Annotated in this window: 13 protein-coding genes; 4 read left to right on the forward strand and 9 right to left on the reverse strand. The window is 65.0% G+C overall.

Annotated features, from left to right (window positions below):
- Window positions 1–16: 16 nt before the first annotated feature.
- A complete protein-coding gene (locus tag AC4FWB_RS04540; RefSeq protein ID WP_491024588.1) occupies window positions 17–895 on the reverse strand; it encodes a branched-chain amino acid aminotransferase in 879 nt (292 codons plus the stop codon).
- 152 nt (window positions 896–1047) lie between these two features.
- Between AC4FWB_RS04540 and AC4FWB_RS04545 the strand changes: the two genes are divergently transcribed.
- Both AC4FWB_RS04545 and AC4FWB_RS04550 read left to right on the forward strand, forming a co-directional pair.
- The gene (locus AC4FWB_RS04545; protein ID WP_491024847.1) at window positions 1048–1710 is read left to right on the forward strand and encodes a haloacid dehalogenase type II; all 663 of its coding nucleotides are present in this window, start codon (window positions 1048–1050) and stop codon (window positions 1708–1710) included.
- A gap of 173 nt (window positions 1711–1883) precedes the next feature.
- On the forward strand, window positions 1884–2705 hold the full coding sequence (locus AC4FWB_RS04550) for a L,D-transpeptidase (RefSeq protein WP_491024590.1): 822 nt from the start codon (window positions 1884–1886) through the stop codon (window positions 2703–2705).
- A 64-nt stretch (window positions 2706–2769) separates the two neighbouring features.
- Here the strand turns inward: AC4FWB_RS04550 and pdxR are convergent, their stop codons facing one another.
- Window positions 2770–4197 (reverse strand): MocR-like pyridoxine biosynthesis transcription factor PdxR, encoded by a 1428-nt coding sequence (pdxR, locus tag AC4FWB_RS04555; RefSeq protein WP_491024591.1) that lies wholly within the window; start codon window positions 4195–4197, stop codon window positions 2770–2772.
- Window positions 4198–4273: 76 nt separating this feature from the next.
- Between pdxR and AC4FWB_RS04560 the strand changes: the two genes are divergently transcribed.
- Window positions 4274–4897: an FMN-binding negative transcriptional regulator gene (locus tag AC4FWB_RS04560; RefSeq protein WP_491024592.1), complete on the forward strand. Its 624-nt coding sequence runs from the start codon at window positions 4274–4276 to the stop codon at window positions 4895–4897.
- Between the two features lie 36 nt (window positions 4898–4933).
- On the forward strand, window positions 4934–5584 hold the full coding sequence (locus AC4FWB_RS04565; RefSeq protein ID WP_491024594.1) for a LysE family translocator: 651 nt from the start codon (window positions 4934–4936) through the stop codon (window positions 5582–5584).
- Between the two features lie 79 nt (window positions 5585–5663).
- Here the strand turns inward: AC4FWB_RS04565 and AC4FWB_RS04570 are convergent, their stop codons facing one another.
- From AC4FWB_RS04570 to AC4FWB_RS04600, 7 genes are all read right to left on the reverse strand, one after another.
- Window positions 5664–6137: a DUF4189 domain-containing protein gene (locus AC4FWB_RS04570; RefSeq protein ID WP_491024595.1), complete on the reverse strand. Its 474-nt coding sequence runs from the start codon at window positions 6135–6137 to the stop codon at window positions 5664–5666.
- A 45-nt stretch (window positions 6138–6182) separates the two neighbouring features.
- A complete protein-coding gene (locus AC4FWB_RS04575; RefSeq protein ID WP_491024596.1) occupies window positions 6183–6926 on the reverse strand; it encodes a hypothetical protein in 744 nt (247 codons plus the stop codon).
- 13 nt (window positions 6927–6939) lie between these two features.
- A complete protein-coding gene (locus AC4FWB_RS04580) occupies window positions 6940–7515 on the reverse strand; it encodes an invasion associated locus B family protein (protein WP_491024597.1) in 576 nt (191 codons plus the stop codon).
- Window positions 7516–7523: 8 nt separating this feature from the next.
- Window positions 7524–12581 (reverse strand): YadA-like family protein, encoded by a 5058-nt coding sequence (locus AC4FWB_RS04585; protein ID WP_491024598.1) that lies wholly within the window; start codon window positions 12579–12581, stop codon window positions 7524–7526.
- A complete protein-coding gene (locus AC4FWB_RS04590; protein WP_491024599.1) occupies window positions 12578–13027 on the reverse strand; it encodes a hypothetical protein in 450 nt (149 codons plus the stop codon). Before AC4FWB_RS04590 ends, AC4FWB_RS04585 begins: the two co-directional genes overlap by 4 nt.
- A gap of 199 nt (window positions 13028–13226) precedes the next feature.
- The gene (locus AC4FWB_RS04595) at window positions 13227–13649 is read right to left on the reverse strand and encodes an AraC family transcriptional regulator (RefSeq protein ID WP_491024600.1); all 423 of its coding nucleotides are present in this window, start codon (window positions 13647–13649) and stop codon (window positions 13227–13229) included.
- 474 nt (window positions 13650–14123) lie between these two features.
- Entirely contained in the window at window positions 14124–14831 is a 708-nt protein-coding gene (locus AC4FWB_RS04600; RefSeq protein ID WP_491024601.1) for a helix-turn-helix domain-containing protein, read from the reverse strand.
- Between the last annotated feature and the right edge of the window lie 48 nt (window positions 14832–14879).

Raw genomic sequence — 14879 nt, forward strand, 5'->3', positions numbered from 1 at the left:
TCGCCTTTTTATCCGCTCAGGCGGCGGAAGTCGAATGCGCCCAATCCCAGTAGAGCTCGCGCGCCTTCTTGGCCACCGGTCCGGGCTGAAGACTGCGGTCCTCGATGCGGGTGACCGGCACCACTTTCGAATGGTTGCCGGTCGAGAAGATCTCATCCGCTTCGAGGAAGTCGCGGATCGAGAGCGCCTTTTCAGTGGTCCTGAAGCCGTAATCGCCGAGCAGGTTGATCGTGCGCGAGCGGGTGATGCCGGAGAGGAAGGTGCCGTTGGCCGCCGGCGTCATCACATGGCCGTCCTTGACCAGGAAGATGTTGGAGGTGCCGGTTTCGGCGACATTGCCCAGCATGTCCAGCACCAGGGCGTTGTCGAAGCCGCGCATCTTGGCCTCGAGGATGGCGCGGCCGTTGTTGGGATAGAGGCAGCCGGCCTTGGCATTGGTCGGCATCGTCTCGATGGTCGGCCGCCGGAACGGCGAGACGCCGATCGAAAAGCCGGAAGGCGGAATCATCGGCGATTCGTAGAGGCAAAGACAGAAGCGTGTCGAGGACGGGTCGGCCGGCACGCCCATATAGCCGCCATGCTCGGCCCAGTACATCGGCCTGATATAGACGGCGGTCTTGCCGTCGAACTTCTTCAGACCGTCCCAGGTCAGCCCGACGATCTTTTCCGTCGTCATGGAAGGCTTCAGGCCGAGCGCGATCGCCGAGGCGTTGACGCGCGCGGCATGGCGGTCGAGGTCGGGCGCCACGCCCTCGAACCAGCGGGCGCCGTCGAAGACGCTGGTGCCCAGCCACATGGCATGACTGCGCGGTCCGAGAATGGCGACGTTGCCCTCGTACCAGTCGCCGTCCACATAGGTCCATGTCGCGGACTGCGCCGCCGCCGCCAGTGTCATGTTCGCCGTCCAAATGAGTGATTTCAGGGCGCCATAGGACGATGCTTTGACAGCCTGCGTCAACCGACATTGGCAAAAATCGTTGAGGCCAGAGGCACTTGACCGCAATCAGCGCTTGCGCCCCGCCCCGGCGCGCCGCAAAACTTCTCTCCATGCACCATGCGGCCTATGTCTTCGACGCCTACGGCACGTTGTTCGACGTGCACGCGGCCGTGCGCCGCCATGCCGGCGAGATCGGACCGGACGGCCAGCTTCTCTCCGAAATCTGGCGCGCCAAGCAGCTCGAATATTCATGGGTCCGGACGTTGATGGGCGCCTATGCCGATTTCTGGCAGCTCACCGAGCAGGCGCTGGACTTTGCGCTGCGCAAGGTGCCTTCGGCCGACCCGGCCTTGAGAGCCAGGCTGCTGGAAGCCTATTGGCGGCTCGACTGCTATCCGGAAGTGCCGGCGGTGCTGAAGGCGCTCAAGGCATCCGGCGCGAAGCTCGCGATCCTATCCAACGGCTCGCCGGAAATGCTGCGGGCTGCGGTGAAATCCGCGGCCCTCGACCAGATCCTCGACCACGTGTTTTCGGTCGACGAGATCAAGCGCTTCAAGACCGACCCGTCGGTCTACGACATGGTGGTCACCGGCTGGCGGCTCTATCCGGAGGCGGTGTCGTTCCAGTCCTCCAACCGCTGGGACGTCGCCGGCGCCGCCAAATTCGGCTTCCGCACCGTCTGGATCAACCGCACCAACCAGCCGGACGAATACCGGGACTTTCCGCCAGGGCTGATCCTGCCCTCGCTCGAAGGTCTTTTGGCAGGCGCCTGATCTTGCTGTTGCTGCAGCGCAACAGATGTGTCGCGGTCACAGCTTCGCCTTTGTTTGTCCACCCTGAGGCCAGAATTGGAACCGCCTATCGCCGCCGACTGTTATCGGAGCTGCCGGCGGCCAGCCTGCGGGATTCATGCTTTCTTGCGAATTGAGACCTAGAAAAGGCAACCATGTCAGACGCTTCCTTCCGTATCAGCCGCCGAGGCTTCCTCAATCTCACGGCCCTTGGCGCTGCTTCGGCCGCGGTTTCTGCCTGCTCGACCACCGGCCCGGGCCCCGAACCGGTCCAGCCGCCACCGCCGGCCTATGTCGAACCGCCGCTCGGCGACTATGAGACGATGTATGGGGCCACGTCGGACAACGGCTTCGACCTGCCGGCCATCCCAGTGAACAAGATCGATCACAAATTCTTGCGCCAGATCGTCCCCGATCCGACTGGACAGCGGCCGGGCACCATCGTGGTCGATACCACCAACCACTTCCTCTATCTGGTGCGCGAGGGCGGCCAGGCGATCCGCTACGGCGTCGGTCTCGGCCGCGCGGGCTTCGAGTGGTCGGGCGATGCCGTTGTGCAGTGGAAGCAAAAGTGGCCGAAATGGACGCCGCCGGACGAGATGGTCGCCCGCCAGCCGGAACTGACGCAATTCAGCGCCAAGAACGGCGGCATGCAAGGCGGACTGAAGAACCCGCTCGGCGCCCGCGCGCTTTATCTGTTCCAGGGCAACCAAGACACGCTCTACCGCCTGCACGGCTCGCCCGAATGGTGGTCGATCGGCAAGTCTGTCTCTTCGGGTTGCGTTCGCCTGATCAACCAGGACATCATCGACCTCTACGACCGCGTGCCGAACAAGAGCCCGGTCGTCGTGACGGCCGATATCGGCGAGCCGGTGGCCGACATGCCGGAGCGCAGAGCCATCCCGATCGACAATGGCGTGCCGACAGGGTCAATCCTGCTCGGACCGGTAAAGCGGCTCGGCGACGAGATATTCTGATCTGCTGTTCGCTTTACGCAATTCCGGACGGAAAACCGCTACACGCTTTTCCTGGAATTGCTCGTCAGCGGTGCTCGGCCAGTACAGTCGCCAGCACCGCAACACCACGTCGCAACGCCACTGTGTCGAGCCCGGCATAACCCAGAATGAAGCCAACCGTTGCAGGTCGCGGCGCGGTCGGGTCATAGAGCGGCGATACCGGATAGAGGCCGATCCCGACAGCCCGCGCGGCCGCGATGATCTCCGGCTCGCGTTCGGCGGCGATGCCGTTCACCCAGGCAACGACATGCAATCCGGTGTCGGCCCCTGCGACCGCGACCTTCGGACCCAGATGATCGGCCAACGCCTGCAGCAGGACTTCCCTGCGCTCGGCGTTCTTCCTGCGGATGCTGCGGACATGACGCTCGTAAGCGCCGCTCGCCAAAAGGTCGGCCAACACGTCCTGTTCCAGCGTCGGAGCATGCCGGTCGGTCAGGCGCTTCGCCTCGCTGAACGCTCGGCGCAGGCTGGCGGGGACGACGAGGTAGCCCAGCCGCAAGGTGGGCGAGAGCGTCTTGGACAGCGTGCCGACATAGATGACGGAGTTTGCGTCGAGGGTCTGCAGAGGCGGTATGGGGCTAATGTCGTGACGGTATTCACCGTCATAGTCGTCCTCCACAATATAGGCCCCCGTGCCGGTGGCCCAGGCCAGAAGCGAACGCCGCCGCGTCGCCGACAGGACGCCGCCGAGCGGGAACTGGTGCGACGGCGTGACATATGCCAGACGGGCCGGCGGCAGCGCATCCGTCCTCAGCCCGTCCGCGTCGACTGCCACCGGCACAGCGATGCCTCCGGCCGCCACGAAGGCATTGCGAGCCAGCAGATACCCCGGATTCTCGATCACGAACGGATCGCCGGGATCGAGCAGCAGCCGCGCGCAGAGGTCGAGCCCTTGCTGCGAGCCGTTGACGATGACGATCTGGTCAGGCGTGCAGCTGATGCCGCGGGCGCGCCAGAGATAGGTTTGAAGGGCGCTCCGGAGAGCAAAGGATCCCTGCGGGTCGCCATAACGCAGCCGGGCGCCGCGCCGGAGAACGGCCTTGTTCGACGCCCGCCGCCAGGCCAGCACCGGGAAGTCCGCCCCAGACAGGTCGCCATAGCGGAAATCCGCGACCCTGGCCGGCTGCTGTTGCGCCGGCGGGGGCAGGGTGAGCAGACGTTGGGCGAACGCGGAAAGGTTCCGGGCCGAAGCAGTCGTCACGGGCGTCTCCACCGACGCTGTCTCCAGTCCCGGAGCCACGATCGCACGTGCCCCCTGCCGGATGATCAGATAGCCTTCGGCGTCGAGCTGGTTGTAGGCCGCCGTTACCGTGGTTCGTGACGCCCCCCATTCGGCTGCGAAGGCCCGCGACGACGGCAAACGGTCGCCGGGCCGGTAGGCGCCGCTGTGGATCTGTGCCTTGATCGCCGCGATGATCCGGCGCGCCACACCATCTTGTTCCAACTGGACCACTGAAACCCTTCAAAACTGGACGTTCCAAGCAAGCCAGCTTTCGGGCATCTTTTCCTGCAACGCAAGGAGTTTCGCCATGTACATCCCGCCCGCCTTCCGCGATGACGATCAGGAGAGCCTGAGCGCAACGATCCGCGCGGCGCGGCTGGCGACGCTGGTCACCGCCACGGCGGAAGGACCGCTGGCGACGCCATTGCCGCTTTTCCTCGACGAGACAGAGGGCGAGCATGGCGTGATCTATGGCCATGTCGCGAAGGCAAATCCGCAGTGGCGAGTACCGCCGCTGGGCGACGGCCTGGCGATCTTCATGGGGCCGGACGCCTATGTGACGCCGGCCTGGTACCAGACCAAGCAGGAAACCGGAAAGGTGGTGCCGACCTGGAACTATGTCGCCGTCCACGCCTATGGACCGGTCGAGTTCTTCGAGGACGCCGACAGGCTGCTCGATGTGGTCACGCGTCTGACCAATCTGCATGAAGGCGGGCGCGCCTCGTCCTGGGCGGTATCGGATGCGCCAATGGATTTCATCCAGGCGCAACTAAAGGGGATAGTCGGCCTGCGCATGCCGATCACGAGGCTCGAAGGCAAGCGCAAGATGAGCCAGAACCGCAACGCGGCCGACCGCGCCGGTGTCGCATCTGGTCTCGCGGCGAGCGATCGGCCTTCCGACCGTGAGGTCGCCCCTCTCATCCCGTCGTGAACCCGTCCGCTCCAACTCTGTAGCCCTGAGTCCATCATGCCGGATTTGACCCAGTTCGCCTTGTACTTCGCCGCGGCGTTGCTGCTCGCCATCACGCCTGGTCCAGGCATCTTCTACGTCGCCGCGCGCACGCTCGCCGGCGGGCGCGCGGAAGGCATCGCCTCCAGTTTCGGGACGGGCCTGGGCGGCATGGTCCACGTGCTTGCCGGCAGCCTGGGTGTCTCGGCAATCGTGCTCGCAAGCGCCGAGCTTTTCACGGCGTTGAAGCTTATCGGCGCCGTCTACCTCGTCTGGCTCGGCTTTCGTACCTTCCAGTCAGCCCGCCGCGAGGCAAAGGCAATGCTGGACGGCGGCACTCCGGCGCCCGCGGTCGGCGCCCGGCGAGCGTTTCGCGAAGGGGTGCTGGTCGAGGCGTTGAACCCGAAGACGGCGGCCTTCTTCCTGGCCTTCATTCCGCAGTTCGTGAACCTCGGCGCCGGCCACGTCGCCCTGCAGTTCATGGTCCTTGGCTTCGTATCGGTGACGCTCAACACGCTCGCCGACGTCGTCGTCGCTTTCGCGGCGAGCCGCATCAGGGAAGGCGCGGCCGGGCGCAGCAGTGTGATACGCCGCCTGCGAGAGGCCTCAGGCGGGGCGATGATCGCGCTCGGCATCGGCCTCGCCATAGCCAAGCGCCCTGCCCCCTGATTTTGCCCGAGCTGGACTAGCGATCATTCCACGCGCGAATACGCGGCCGGGCGGACAAGCCGATCGAGCCTCACCCGCGTCAGGTGCAGACCCATTCGCGGATCTTGCACTCCTTCCCCTCGCCTCCGCATTGCGCCGTGGCCTTGTCCTCCGCTTCCCGGCGGGTCGTGGCCGACGCGGCGCCCCAGAACGGGGTTGCCGCGCCACGGCTCTTGCCGACCGACAGGGCCGCGCAATGCTCGTAGGGAAAGCCGGTGCCGTCATCATCGTCCCAATGGCGATGGTTTCGGAACACCTCGACCACTCTGCAGCCGGCGCCATCGGCATTCTCGCAATGCTTGAGCGCGATGTCCTCGGCTTCCTGTCGCTTGTCCGCGCCCCAGAAGAAGCCGTGCCGACCGTCGCCTGGCGAATAAGCGATCGCGCCCCAGATGCCCTTTTCCTCGCCTGTCGGCGCCGGCGGCGGCGCCACCAGGTCCGCCGCATGGCCCGCAATCGTAAGCCCAACCAAGGCCGCAAGCAGCGGAAACGAAAGGCGGCGATTGATCAGCATTTTCGTGCTCCAGGTTGTAGCTATTCGACAATCCACCGCGGCTCTCTAGCCGCCCATGCGGGCGACCGAAACGACGATGCAGGTGTTGCCGGTGGGGACCAAAAGGGCCTGGCCACCATTGTTGGCCAGGTTGAAAAGCATCGTGTTCGAAAGATTGTCCGTCGCAACGCTGCCCTTCGGCAGGGTCTGCGCGACTTCCTGGCAGGACTTCTGGAAAGGCGCCACCCGCACGAAGCCGCCTTCGCAGGTCTGGCCGACAGGCGAGGCAAAGACGACGCCGGCGGCTTGCGTCTTGTAGTCCGGCAGGTCGTAGCTCATCCCGGCGACCGCCTGCACGGCGTGGGTATCGGGCGAGGTGTTGTCCCATTGCGTCTGCACCGCATAGGTCGACCCCGCGGTCAGAGCCTGTCCGAGCGTGGCAAAGAGATTGGCGCAGGTACGGACGCCTGCCTGGCTCACATGCGCCTGGAACGGGTTCTTGCTCGCCGCGGCATCCGCGGGCGCGGATCCGGCTTCCGCCGGCTTGGCTCCTGCGGGCTTGCCCTGGGCGGCGGGCGCCTGCGCTTGCGCCGAGGCCGTGCCCGCGACAAGCGTCCCGAGCGCGGGTGAGAAGCGGAACGACAGGACGACCGCCGCCGCGACCAGCACGGCGAACGCGCCGAGCAACGCCGTGTTTCGCATGAGCCGCCAGACGGACGAACGCTTCGGCGGCGGGTTTGCCGGCGGCTCCGGCAGTGCAATGGGCTGGGAGCGCGTCAGGATTCTGTCCTCGATGGATTGGCGTGTCATCTCTCAAGTCTTTCTAGTTGATGGCCGACAGCGCGGTCTTGAGCCCCTTGAACGGAGCATCGAGACTGACGGTCGCCCCCGACGGCAGGGAATAGGAAACCTGGACGGTGGTCTCTTTGCCGATCTGCTCGCGAAGCACGGGACCCACGGGCACATAACCGACGCAGACCGACGCGTCGCAGCCCTGCAGCTGAACGTCCACCGGCTGTTTGCGGCCGGCAAATTTCAGCGAAAGCTTGCTGCCCGCGCCAGTCTGGCTCGGGGTTCGCAATATCATGAAGGGCTTGCCCTTCTCGTCGGCCGCAAGCGACCAGCTGAAGACCAGGGCCTGGCTCTGGTCGATGAAGGATTGGCTGATGTTGCACACTTTCTTCCTGGCCTGCAGGTTCTCGTCGCAGATCAGCGTCCAGTTCTCGAACGGACGCGTGGTTCGTTGATATTGGCCAAGCTTTACATTCGGGGGCACCGCGACTTCCGAAGGCTTTATCCGATAGGCGGTCTGGACCGCCTCCTGTCCGACCGCGACCGGGCCGGACAGGAGCAGGCAAGTCATGCACATCGCGACGGCAGAGACTGCTTGCCTGGTCATGGAGTGACTCAGTTGAGAGTAAAGCTGACGCCTGCGCCAACGCCCCAGTGTCCGCCCGCCGTCGTGCCGGATACGTTTGCCCGGGCTCTACCGTCCTCGCTGGTGTAACCGGCGCCAAACGCGACGGCCCCCTCGCCGCGCCAATAGCCGCCGCCGGCCGCGACGCTGAGCTTGCCCGGACGGTCGTCGTAGCGCAGCGAAGCGGCGGCAAGGCCGATCGCGGCCGCCTGGCGCGCCTCGCCCCGAGCCTCGCCCAGGTCCATATTGAGCTGGCTCAGCTTGGAGTCGGTATAGGCATTGGCCTGCTGCAGCGTCGTGGCCGCCACCTGGTTGGTGTAGGTCTTGGAGTCCGTCAGGTTGAGCGCCAGCCCGTCGGTGAGCTGCTTGACGTTGACCGCGTCGGTGTCGGCGGTGCCGGCGCCGACATTATGGATGACGACAGGCGCATTCACGTCGCCGCCGACGAGCGTCAGCGAGTTGGACTTGGTGCCGTCCGGGTTCTTGTCATACTGGACGGCGAACTCGTTCAGATTGCCGACGCTCCCCTGCACAGCTTCGACAGCCTGGTTGGTCGCATAGAGCTGGCTGCCGTTAATGGCGTCCGTGGAGGAGGCGCTGATCCGGCCCGCCGCCACATTGGTGACGGTGCGCTCGTTGCCGACGGTGCCCACGCTCACCGTGCTCGTCGGTGCGGTTCCGGCGAAGGTGTAGGCGACGCCGTTGATCGTGGTGCCGGTGGTGGCGACCGCCGCGGCCGTCGTCGAACCCGCGCCGAGCGCGACGCTGCCCGGCTCGTTGGCGGTAGCGCCGGCGCCGAGCGCCATCGACTGGGCGCCATTGGCCGTCGAGTTCGTGCCGAAAGCGATGCTATCGGCCTGGTTGACGGTGGCGTTCTGGCCGATGGCGATGCCGCCTGGCGCCGTCTGCTGGACGATGGCGCCGTTGCCCATGCCGATGCCGTTGTCGCCGTTGACGGTGGTGCGCGGGCCGATCGCAACCGAATCGGTGCCGACCGCGACCGAATCCGAGGCCGTCGAATTGGCGTGGAAGTACATGGTCGGCGTTACCGCGAAGGAGCTCAGCGCGCCCTTCAACTGGCGAAGCGTGACGGCGTCCTGGTCCTGCGTGCCGTCGGCCACGTTGATGATCTGGCGATAGGAGGTGGAGGTGCCCACCGAGACGGCGCCGAGCAGGGTCATGTCCGTGGTGTTGTAGGGAATGAGGCCGGTGCCGGAGAGGATCGATCCCGATGCCGGCGCTACCACGCGATCCGAGACGGAGCCGGCGCCAAGCGCCACACCGCCGATGATGCTGGCCTGGCTGCCGCGGCCGAGCGCCAGCGAATCGCCGGCGGAGGCGGTCGCCTGGTAGCCGACGGCGGAGGAGCCGACCCCTTGCGCGAAGGAATCGGTCTGCGCCAATCCGGCCTCGTTGGTACGGGCGTAGCGGATGCCCACGCCATTGGCGTCCGTATAGGCGGTCGAGGTGTCGCCGGCGATGTTGGTCAAGGAACCGCCGATGTTGTTGAGCGTGGTGCCGATGGCGTCGACCGCCTGGTTAGTGGCGAAGAGCTGCGAGCCGTTGACCGCATCCGTCGAGGACCCGCTGATCCGACCCGCCGCGAGGTTGGTAAGGGTCCGCTCCGCGCCCGGCGCGCCGATGCTGACCGTCGAGGTCGGGGTGGTGCCCTGGAAGGTGTAGGTCGTGCCATTGATCACCGCATTGGGCGTGCCGACCGCCACCGCGGTCACCGAGCCCGAACCCAGCGCGACGGCGCCTGCGTTGCCCGCGGTGGCGTTGGCGCCCAGCGCGAGCGCATCCGCGGCGCTGGCATTCGCTTGTTTGCCGAGAGCGGTCGCTTGAACGTCGGTTGCAAACGCGTTCTGGCCGATCGCCGTGCTGGACAGGGCTGTGGCATTGGCATTGGCGCCGACGGCGGTGCTGTATTGCCCAGAGGCTTTGGATATGTATCCCATCGCCGTTGCGTCGAGGGCCGATGCTACCGCGCCGCTGCCGATGGCCGAGGCGTTGACGTCGGAGGCGGTAGCATTGGCACCGGCCGCGATGGCGCTCGCTCCCGTCGCAGTCGAAACGGGTCCGATCGCGACGGAGTCCGTACCCGTCGCCGACGAGTCCGCCAGCGTCGAGTTGGCATGGAAATACTTGATGCCGCCGCCGACATTGATGTTGTTGACGACGGCGCCGATGGCGTCGACCGCCTGGTTGGTGGCGAAGAGCTGCGAGCCGTTGACCGCATCCGTCGAGGACCCGCTGATCCGACCCGCCGCGAGGTTGGTAAGGGTCCGCTCCGCGCCCGGCGCGCCGATGCTGACCGTCGAGGTCGGGGTGGTGCCCTGGAAGGTGTAGGTCGTGCCATTGATCACCGCATTGGGCGTGCCGACCGCCACCGCGGTCACCGAGCCCGAACCCAGCGCGACGGCGCCTGCGTTGCCCGCGGTGGCGTTGGCGCCCAGCGCGAGCGCATCCGCGGCGCTGGCATTCGCTTGTTTGCCGAGAGCGGTCGCTTGAACGTCGGTTGCAAACGCGTTCTGGCCGATCGCCGTGCTGGACAGGGCTGTGGCATTGGCATTGGCGCCGACGGCGGTGCTGTATTGCCCAGAGGCTTTGGATATGTATCCCATCGCCGTTGCGTCGAGGGCCGATGCTACCGCGCCGCTGCCGATGGCCGAGGCGTTGACGTCGGAGGCGGTAGCATTGGCACCGGCCGCGATGGCGCTCGCTCCCGTCGCAGTCGAAACGGGTCCGATCGCGACGGAGTCCGTACCCGTCGCCGACGAGTCCGCCAGCGTCGAGTTGGCATGGAAATACTTGATGCCGCCGCCGACATTGATGTTGTTGACGACGGCGCCGATGGCGTCGACCGCCTGATTGGTGGCGAAGAGCTGCGAGCCGTTGACCGCATCCGTCGAGGACCCGCTGATGCGACCCGCCGCCAGATTGGTGAGCGTGCGTTCCGCGCCGGGCGCGCCGATGCTGACCGTCGAGGTGGGCGTGGTGCCCTGGAAGGCATAGGTCGTGCCATTGATGACGGCGCTGGGCGTGCCGACCGCTGTCGCGGTCACCGAGCCGGAGCCAAGCGCCACGTCGCCAGAGCTTGCCGCTGCGGTAGCGCCATTGCCCAGCGCGACATTGCCGGCGAGGCCGGCCGCGCCCGCCGTCGAGCCGTTGCCCAGCGCCACGGAGCCTTGCCCGATCGCCTTGTTGTTGTTGCCGATGGCGACGGCGCCGGCGGCCTGATTGGCGGCGGTGGCGCTCGCCGTGCCGTCGCTGTTGGCGATGTTGTTGGCGCCACCGGTGAAGGCGCCGGTACCGCTGGCATAGCTCGGATCGCCGATGGCCACCGCGCCGTCGCCATACGCTTCGTTGCCGGCGCCGATGGCCACGGCCTTGCCGCCATCGGCAGTCGCGCCCGTGCCGATGGCGACGGAGTCGGCGGAGAGCGCGGCGGACTGTAGACCGACCGCGACGGCGTTGGTTGCAGTCGCCTGGCTGTCGCGTCCCATCGCAAGGGCGTCGTCCGCAGATGCCGTCACGTCCGTGCCGATGCCGATAGCGTTGTCTCCACTGGCGCTCGTTGCAAAAGTGCTCGACCCGACATAGACGGAGTTTATCCCGGACGCCCTCGTCCCAGCGCCGAGAGAGATGGAGTTCAGGGCGCTGCTTTGGGCGCCGCGGCCGAGCGCGGTACTGTTGAGTCCGGTGGCGCGGGATTCACGTCCGACGGCAGTGGAATTGTCGGCGCTGGCTACGGTGCCGATGCCGAGAGCGGTGCCGTCTACACCGCTAGCCGTGGCGCCCAATCCGAGCGCGCTTGCATTGGCGGCGGTTGCCGTGGCGTTATTGCCGAGCGCCGTGGCGGACACACCCGTGGCCTGGGCTCCCGAGCCCGCCGAGACCGAGCCTACCCCGCTCGACACGGCCTGATTGCCGAGGGCCAGGGCGAAGTTACCCGAAGCATTGGCGACGTTGCCGAGCGCTTGAGAGTTCAACCCGGCCGCGCTGGACTGAGTGCCGATCGAAACGGCATTGGTCCCTGAGGCCTTGGCGAGGTAACCCATGGCTGTGGTCCCGACACCGGAAGCAGTTGCCCCGTTGCCGACCGCCGTGGACTGGTTCGCCGACGCTGTGGCGGAGGTTCCGAACGCGCTGGCCCCGGTCCCGGTCGCAGAAGAGCTCGAACCTACGGCGGCCGACCATGCCCCGGTTGCGGTTGAGGCTGTGCCCATCGCAACAGCCTCGAACGTGAAGCCGGCAGGAGCGGTGCCGCTTGCATTGGCATTCGTGCCAATGGCAACGGGAGAACCGCCGCCCGTTCCGGCGTTGGCCTTGGCGCCGACCCCCATCGCTATGGCGGCACCATTTGAAGATGAGGCGTTGGAGGACAATCCAATCGCCACCGAGGCACCACCCGAAGCGCTGGCCGTCGAGCCGAGGGCGACGGCGTTCGCCCCGTTTGCTGTGGTGTTGACACCAAAGGCCGATGCTCCGTCCGCGAGTGCGCGGGCATTCCCGCCGACGGCAAGAGCGTTGACGCCGGTGGCGTTCGCGAAGACACCCATGCCTATGGCGTTTAGGCCATTGACACCCATCGAATAGCCGATCGCGATCGAAGCATCGCCCGTTGCGGTGATAGCGGTGCCCAACGCCACGCCGTTGTTGCCATTCACGTGGGCGTTATTGCCAACGGCGGTTGAGGCGGCGCCGGGGGCGGTGTTACCACAACCGATAGCTATACTTTGCCCTCCTGCAGAGGGGCTGGTGCAGTTTGCGGCGTTGGTCAAAACCCCATTACCAATGACAACCTGCGCGAAAGCCGCCTGCGGGATCATAATCCCGATCACGGCGAGCAGCGCGCCGGCCGCCCCACCGATGCCGAGCGCCCCATGCCCCAGCCGCTTGCGCTTCAGGCCGAGCACCCGATATGCGTTGCGCAGCGCCGCCATCAGCCGGCGACGGAGCGAGCGGCTGTCGGCCGCGCCGGAAACCCAGTTTCCAGCGAAGCGGGCCGATCCACGCTGAATGATACGTCCTTGCCTGAAGTTCATTGCGAGAATGCCTCCTTTGGTGGGTCGCGCTCGATGACAGGTTCCGCCGACCCTGCCACTGATGCGTTTCTGCTCGAAAATGGAATGACGTCGGCGCCGCGCGCGAGCAGCGCATGGCCCTGTTTTTCACCGATCGCCTCGACGCGCTGAAGCGTGTTCTCAAGCCAGGCGTCGCCCTCCTCGGGCACAGCCTGGAGTGCCGCCGCGACCCGTTCCACGGGGATCAGTCGTTCGAGATAGGATCGCACAGCCGCCAGATGGGCGGCAGGCGCATCGCCTGCGTGAACCACGGCGGTGAGGCCATAGAGATAGTGAGCGAGCAGAACATCCTGCTTGGCAAGCGGCACGCCATTTCCGTAGCGCTTCTCGAGCGTCCTCGATGCCGACTCCAGCCAATAGCCGATCTCCTCGGAAAGGCTCCGACCGATGGCCGTATCGTCGCTCATGTGCCCCCCGCAGCCGGCTCAGAATCCGGATTAGCCGGATTTACCGCAGAAAGACATGTTTTCGGAGTCGCGTATTTCAACAAATTGCTGTTTATCTGAAAATATACAGCAGTCTATCCATGGGTTAACGCGAAATTACTTTAGATACGACTTTTATAAGCCGGCCCATAAATAACCCCGCCGATAAATTAGCGTAACCTTACTTACTCACCTGCGATCGAACCTGCCTCGCCCGTACCTGCTGCGGGGTCACGTTGCGATATTTCTTCATCGTGGTGGTGAAGTGGCTCTGGCTCGAGAATCCGCTCAGATCGGCAATGTCCGTGATCGACATGCGCCTGTCGGCAAGCAGCTTTTCGGCAAAGTCCAGCCGAAGCATGAGGACGTATTGATGCGGCGATACCCCGAACGTCTTGGAGAAGGCGCGGGCGAAATGGTAAGGCGACAGCTCGCATGCAGCCGCCATCTCCGCGAGCGAAAGCTTCCGCGAAAAATTCGTGCTCAAGAATTGCTGCACCAGCCGGGTGCTACTGGTCGACAGCCCGCCTTTGGCGTTCAGCAGCGGCCGTCTCTCAGCAGGGATTTCCGATAACCAGGCCGACAGATCATCATCGCGCCGCAATTCGGACTCCTGATGCCCCCGCGGCCTTGGCTCAACCTGAGAGGGTGCTTTCGGTTCCCTAGCCATCATAATTCGTGATCGCATGCGGTGTCGGCGTTATCGAAATTGCCCCCCGGCAACAGTACGTCAAAGGCCATGATTTGAGGCGGCCGGTATTTCACGAAATTGCGGTTCCGCAGGGAAAAAGTTCCCTCGCGAAAAGTTCGGCTGCCAAGGAAAGCTTCCACAGCGCACCGAAGGATTTTCGCGCCCGAGCGTGGGCAAATTTGCGATGGGCGTATCTTGGGAAACACCGGATTCTTTGTAGGAAACTCCGGTCTCCGATCCCCCTGAGGGCAAGAGTAGCCGCTTTGCCACACCTAAAGCGCGTCGCGATCTTTCAGATTCGCTCCATGCGCTTTAGGTCTTTGATTTTACGCATGTCTTTGTCCCGAAAACCGGTTCCCACTTTCGGGAGACATGCTTTTAGAGCTTTCAGCTTTTGAAGGAAGCGTATCCGGCCTTGGTTGGCGTTCTGCCCCGGTACTTCTTCATGGTGGCGGCCAGGTGGCTTTGGTCCGAAAATCCGGCCACGAAGGCGACTTCGGCAATCGTCATCTTGCCATCGCCGAGCAGCTTTTCGGCTAAGTCCAGGCGCAGATTGATCAAGTACCGGTGCGGAGGCATTCCAAATGTCTTGGCGAACCTCAATATGAAATGATTCGGTGAAACCCCCGCCACCGAGGCGAGTTCGGCGATGAGTACTTTTCGCGTGAAACGTTCATCGAGATACTCTCGTACGCGTCGGGCACTGTTCGAAGAGAGACCACCTTTGGGCGACACAGGCTGTTTCCCGCGGCTTGTGTAGGTGCGAAGCAGATGAACGCCGAACACCGTCATCAATGAATCCAGATAAAGCTCGTTCGGAGTTGTTTGCGCAGTCAGCTCGGCTGCGATCCTTTGCGCTATACTGAGGGCCCAGAGGTCGACCGTGCCGAACGCAGGCGGCTGGAGCTCGGCACTGCCAAGATCGAACTCATGAGCAGCCAAGTCCGAAAGCGCATCGGGGGATATGGAGACAATGGCGTTTTCCCTGGTCGCCGACCAAGCGAGGGTGCTGTCCACGCCTGCCGGATTGACGGCAATGCACCCCACCGGCGCATCGTATTCTATGATCCTGTCGCTGCCGAGCGAAGCTCTCAATTTGCGTGAGGGCGCCAGCACGATCCCTACGGAGTGCTCCTTGGCCAG

The organism is Mesorhizobium sp. LEGMi-168a, assembly GCF_058312955.1.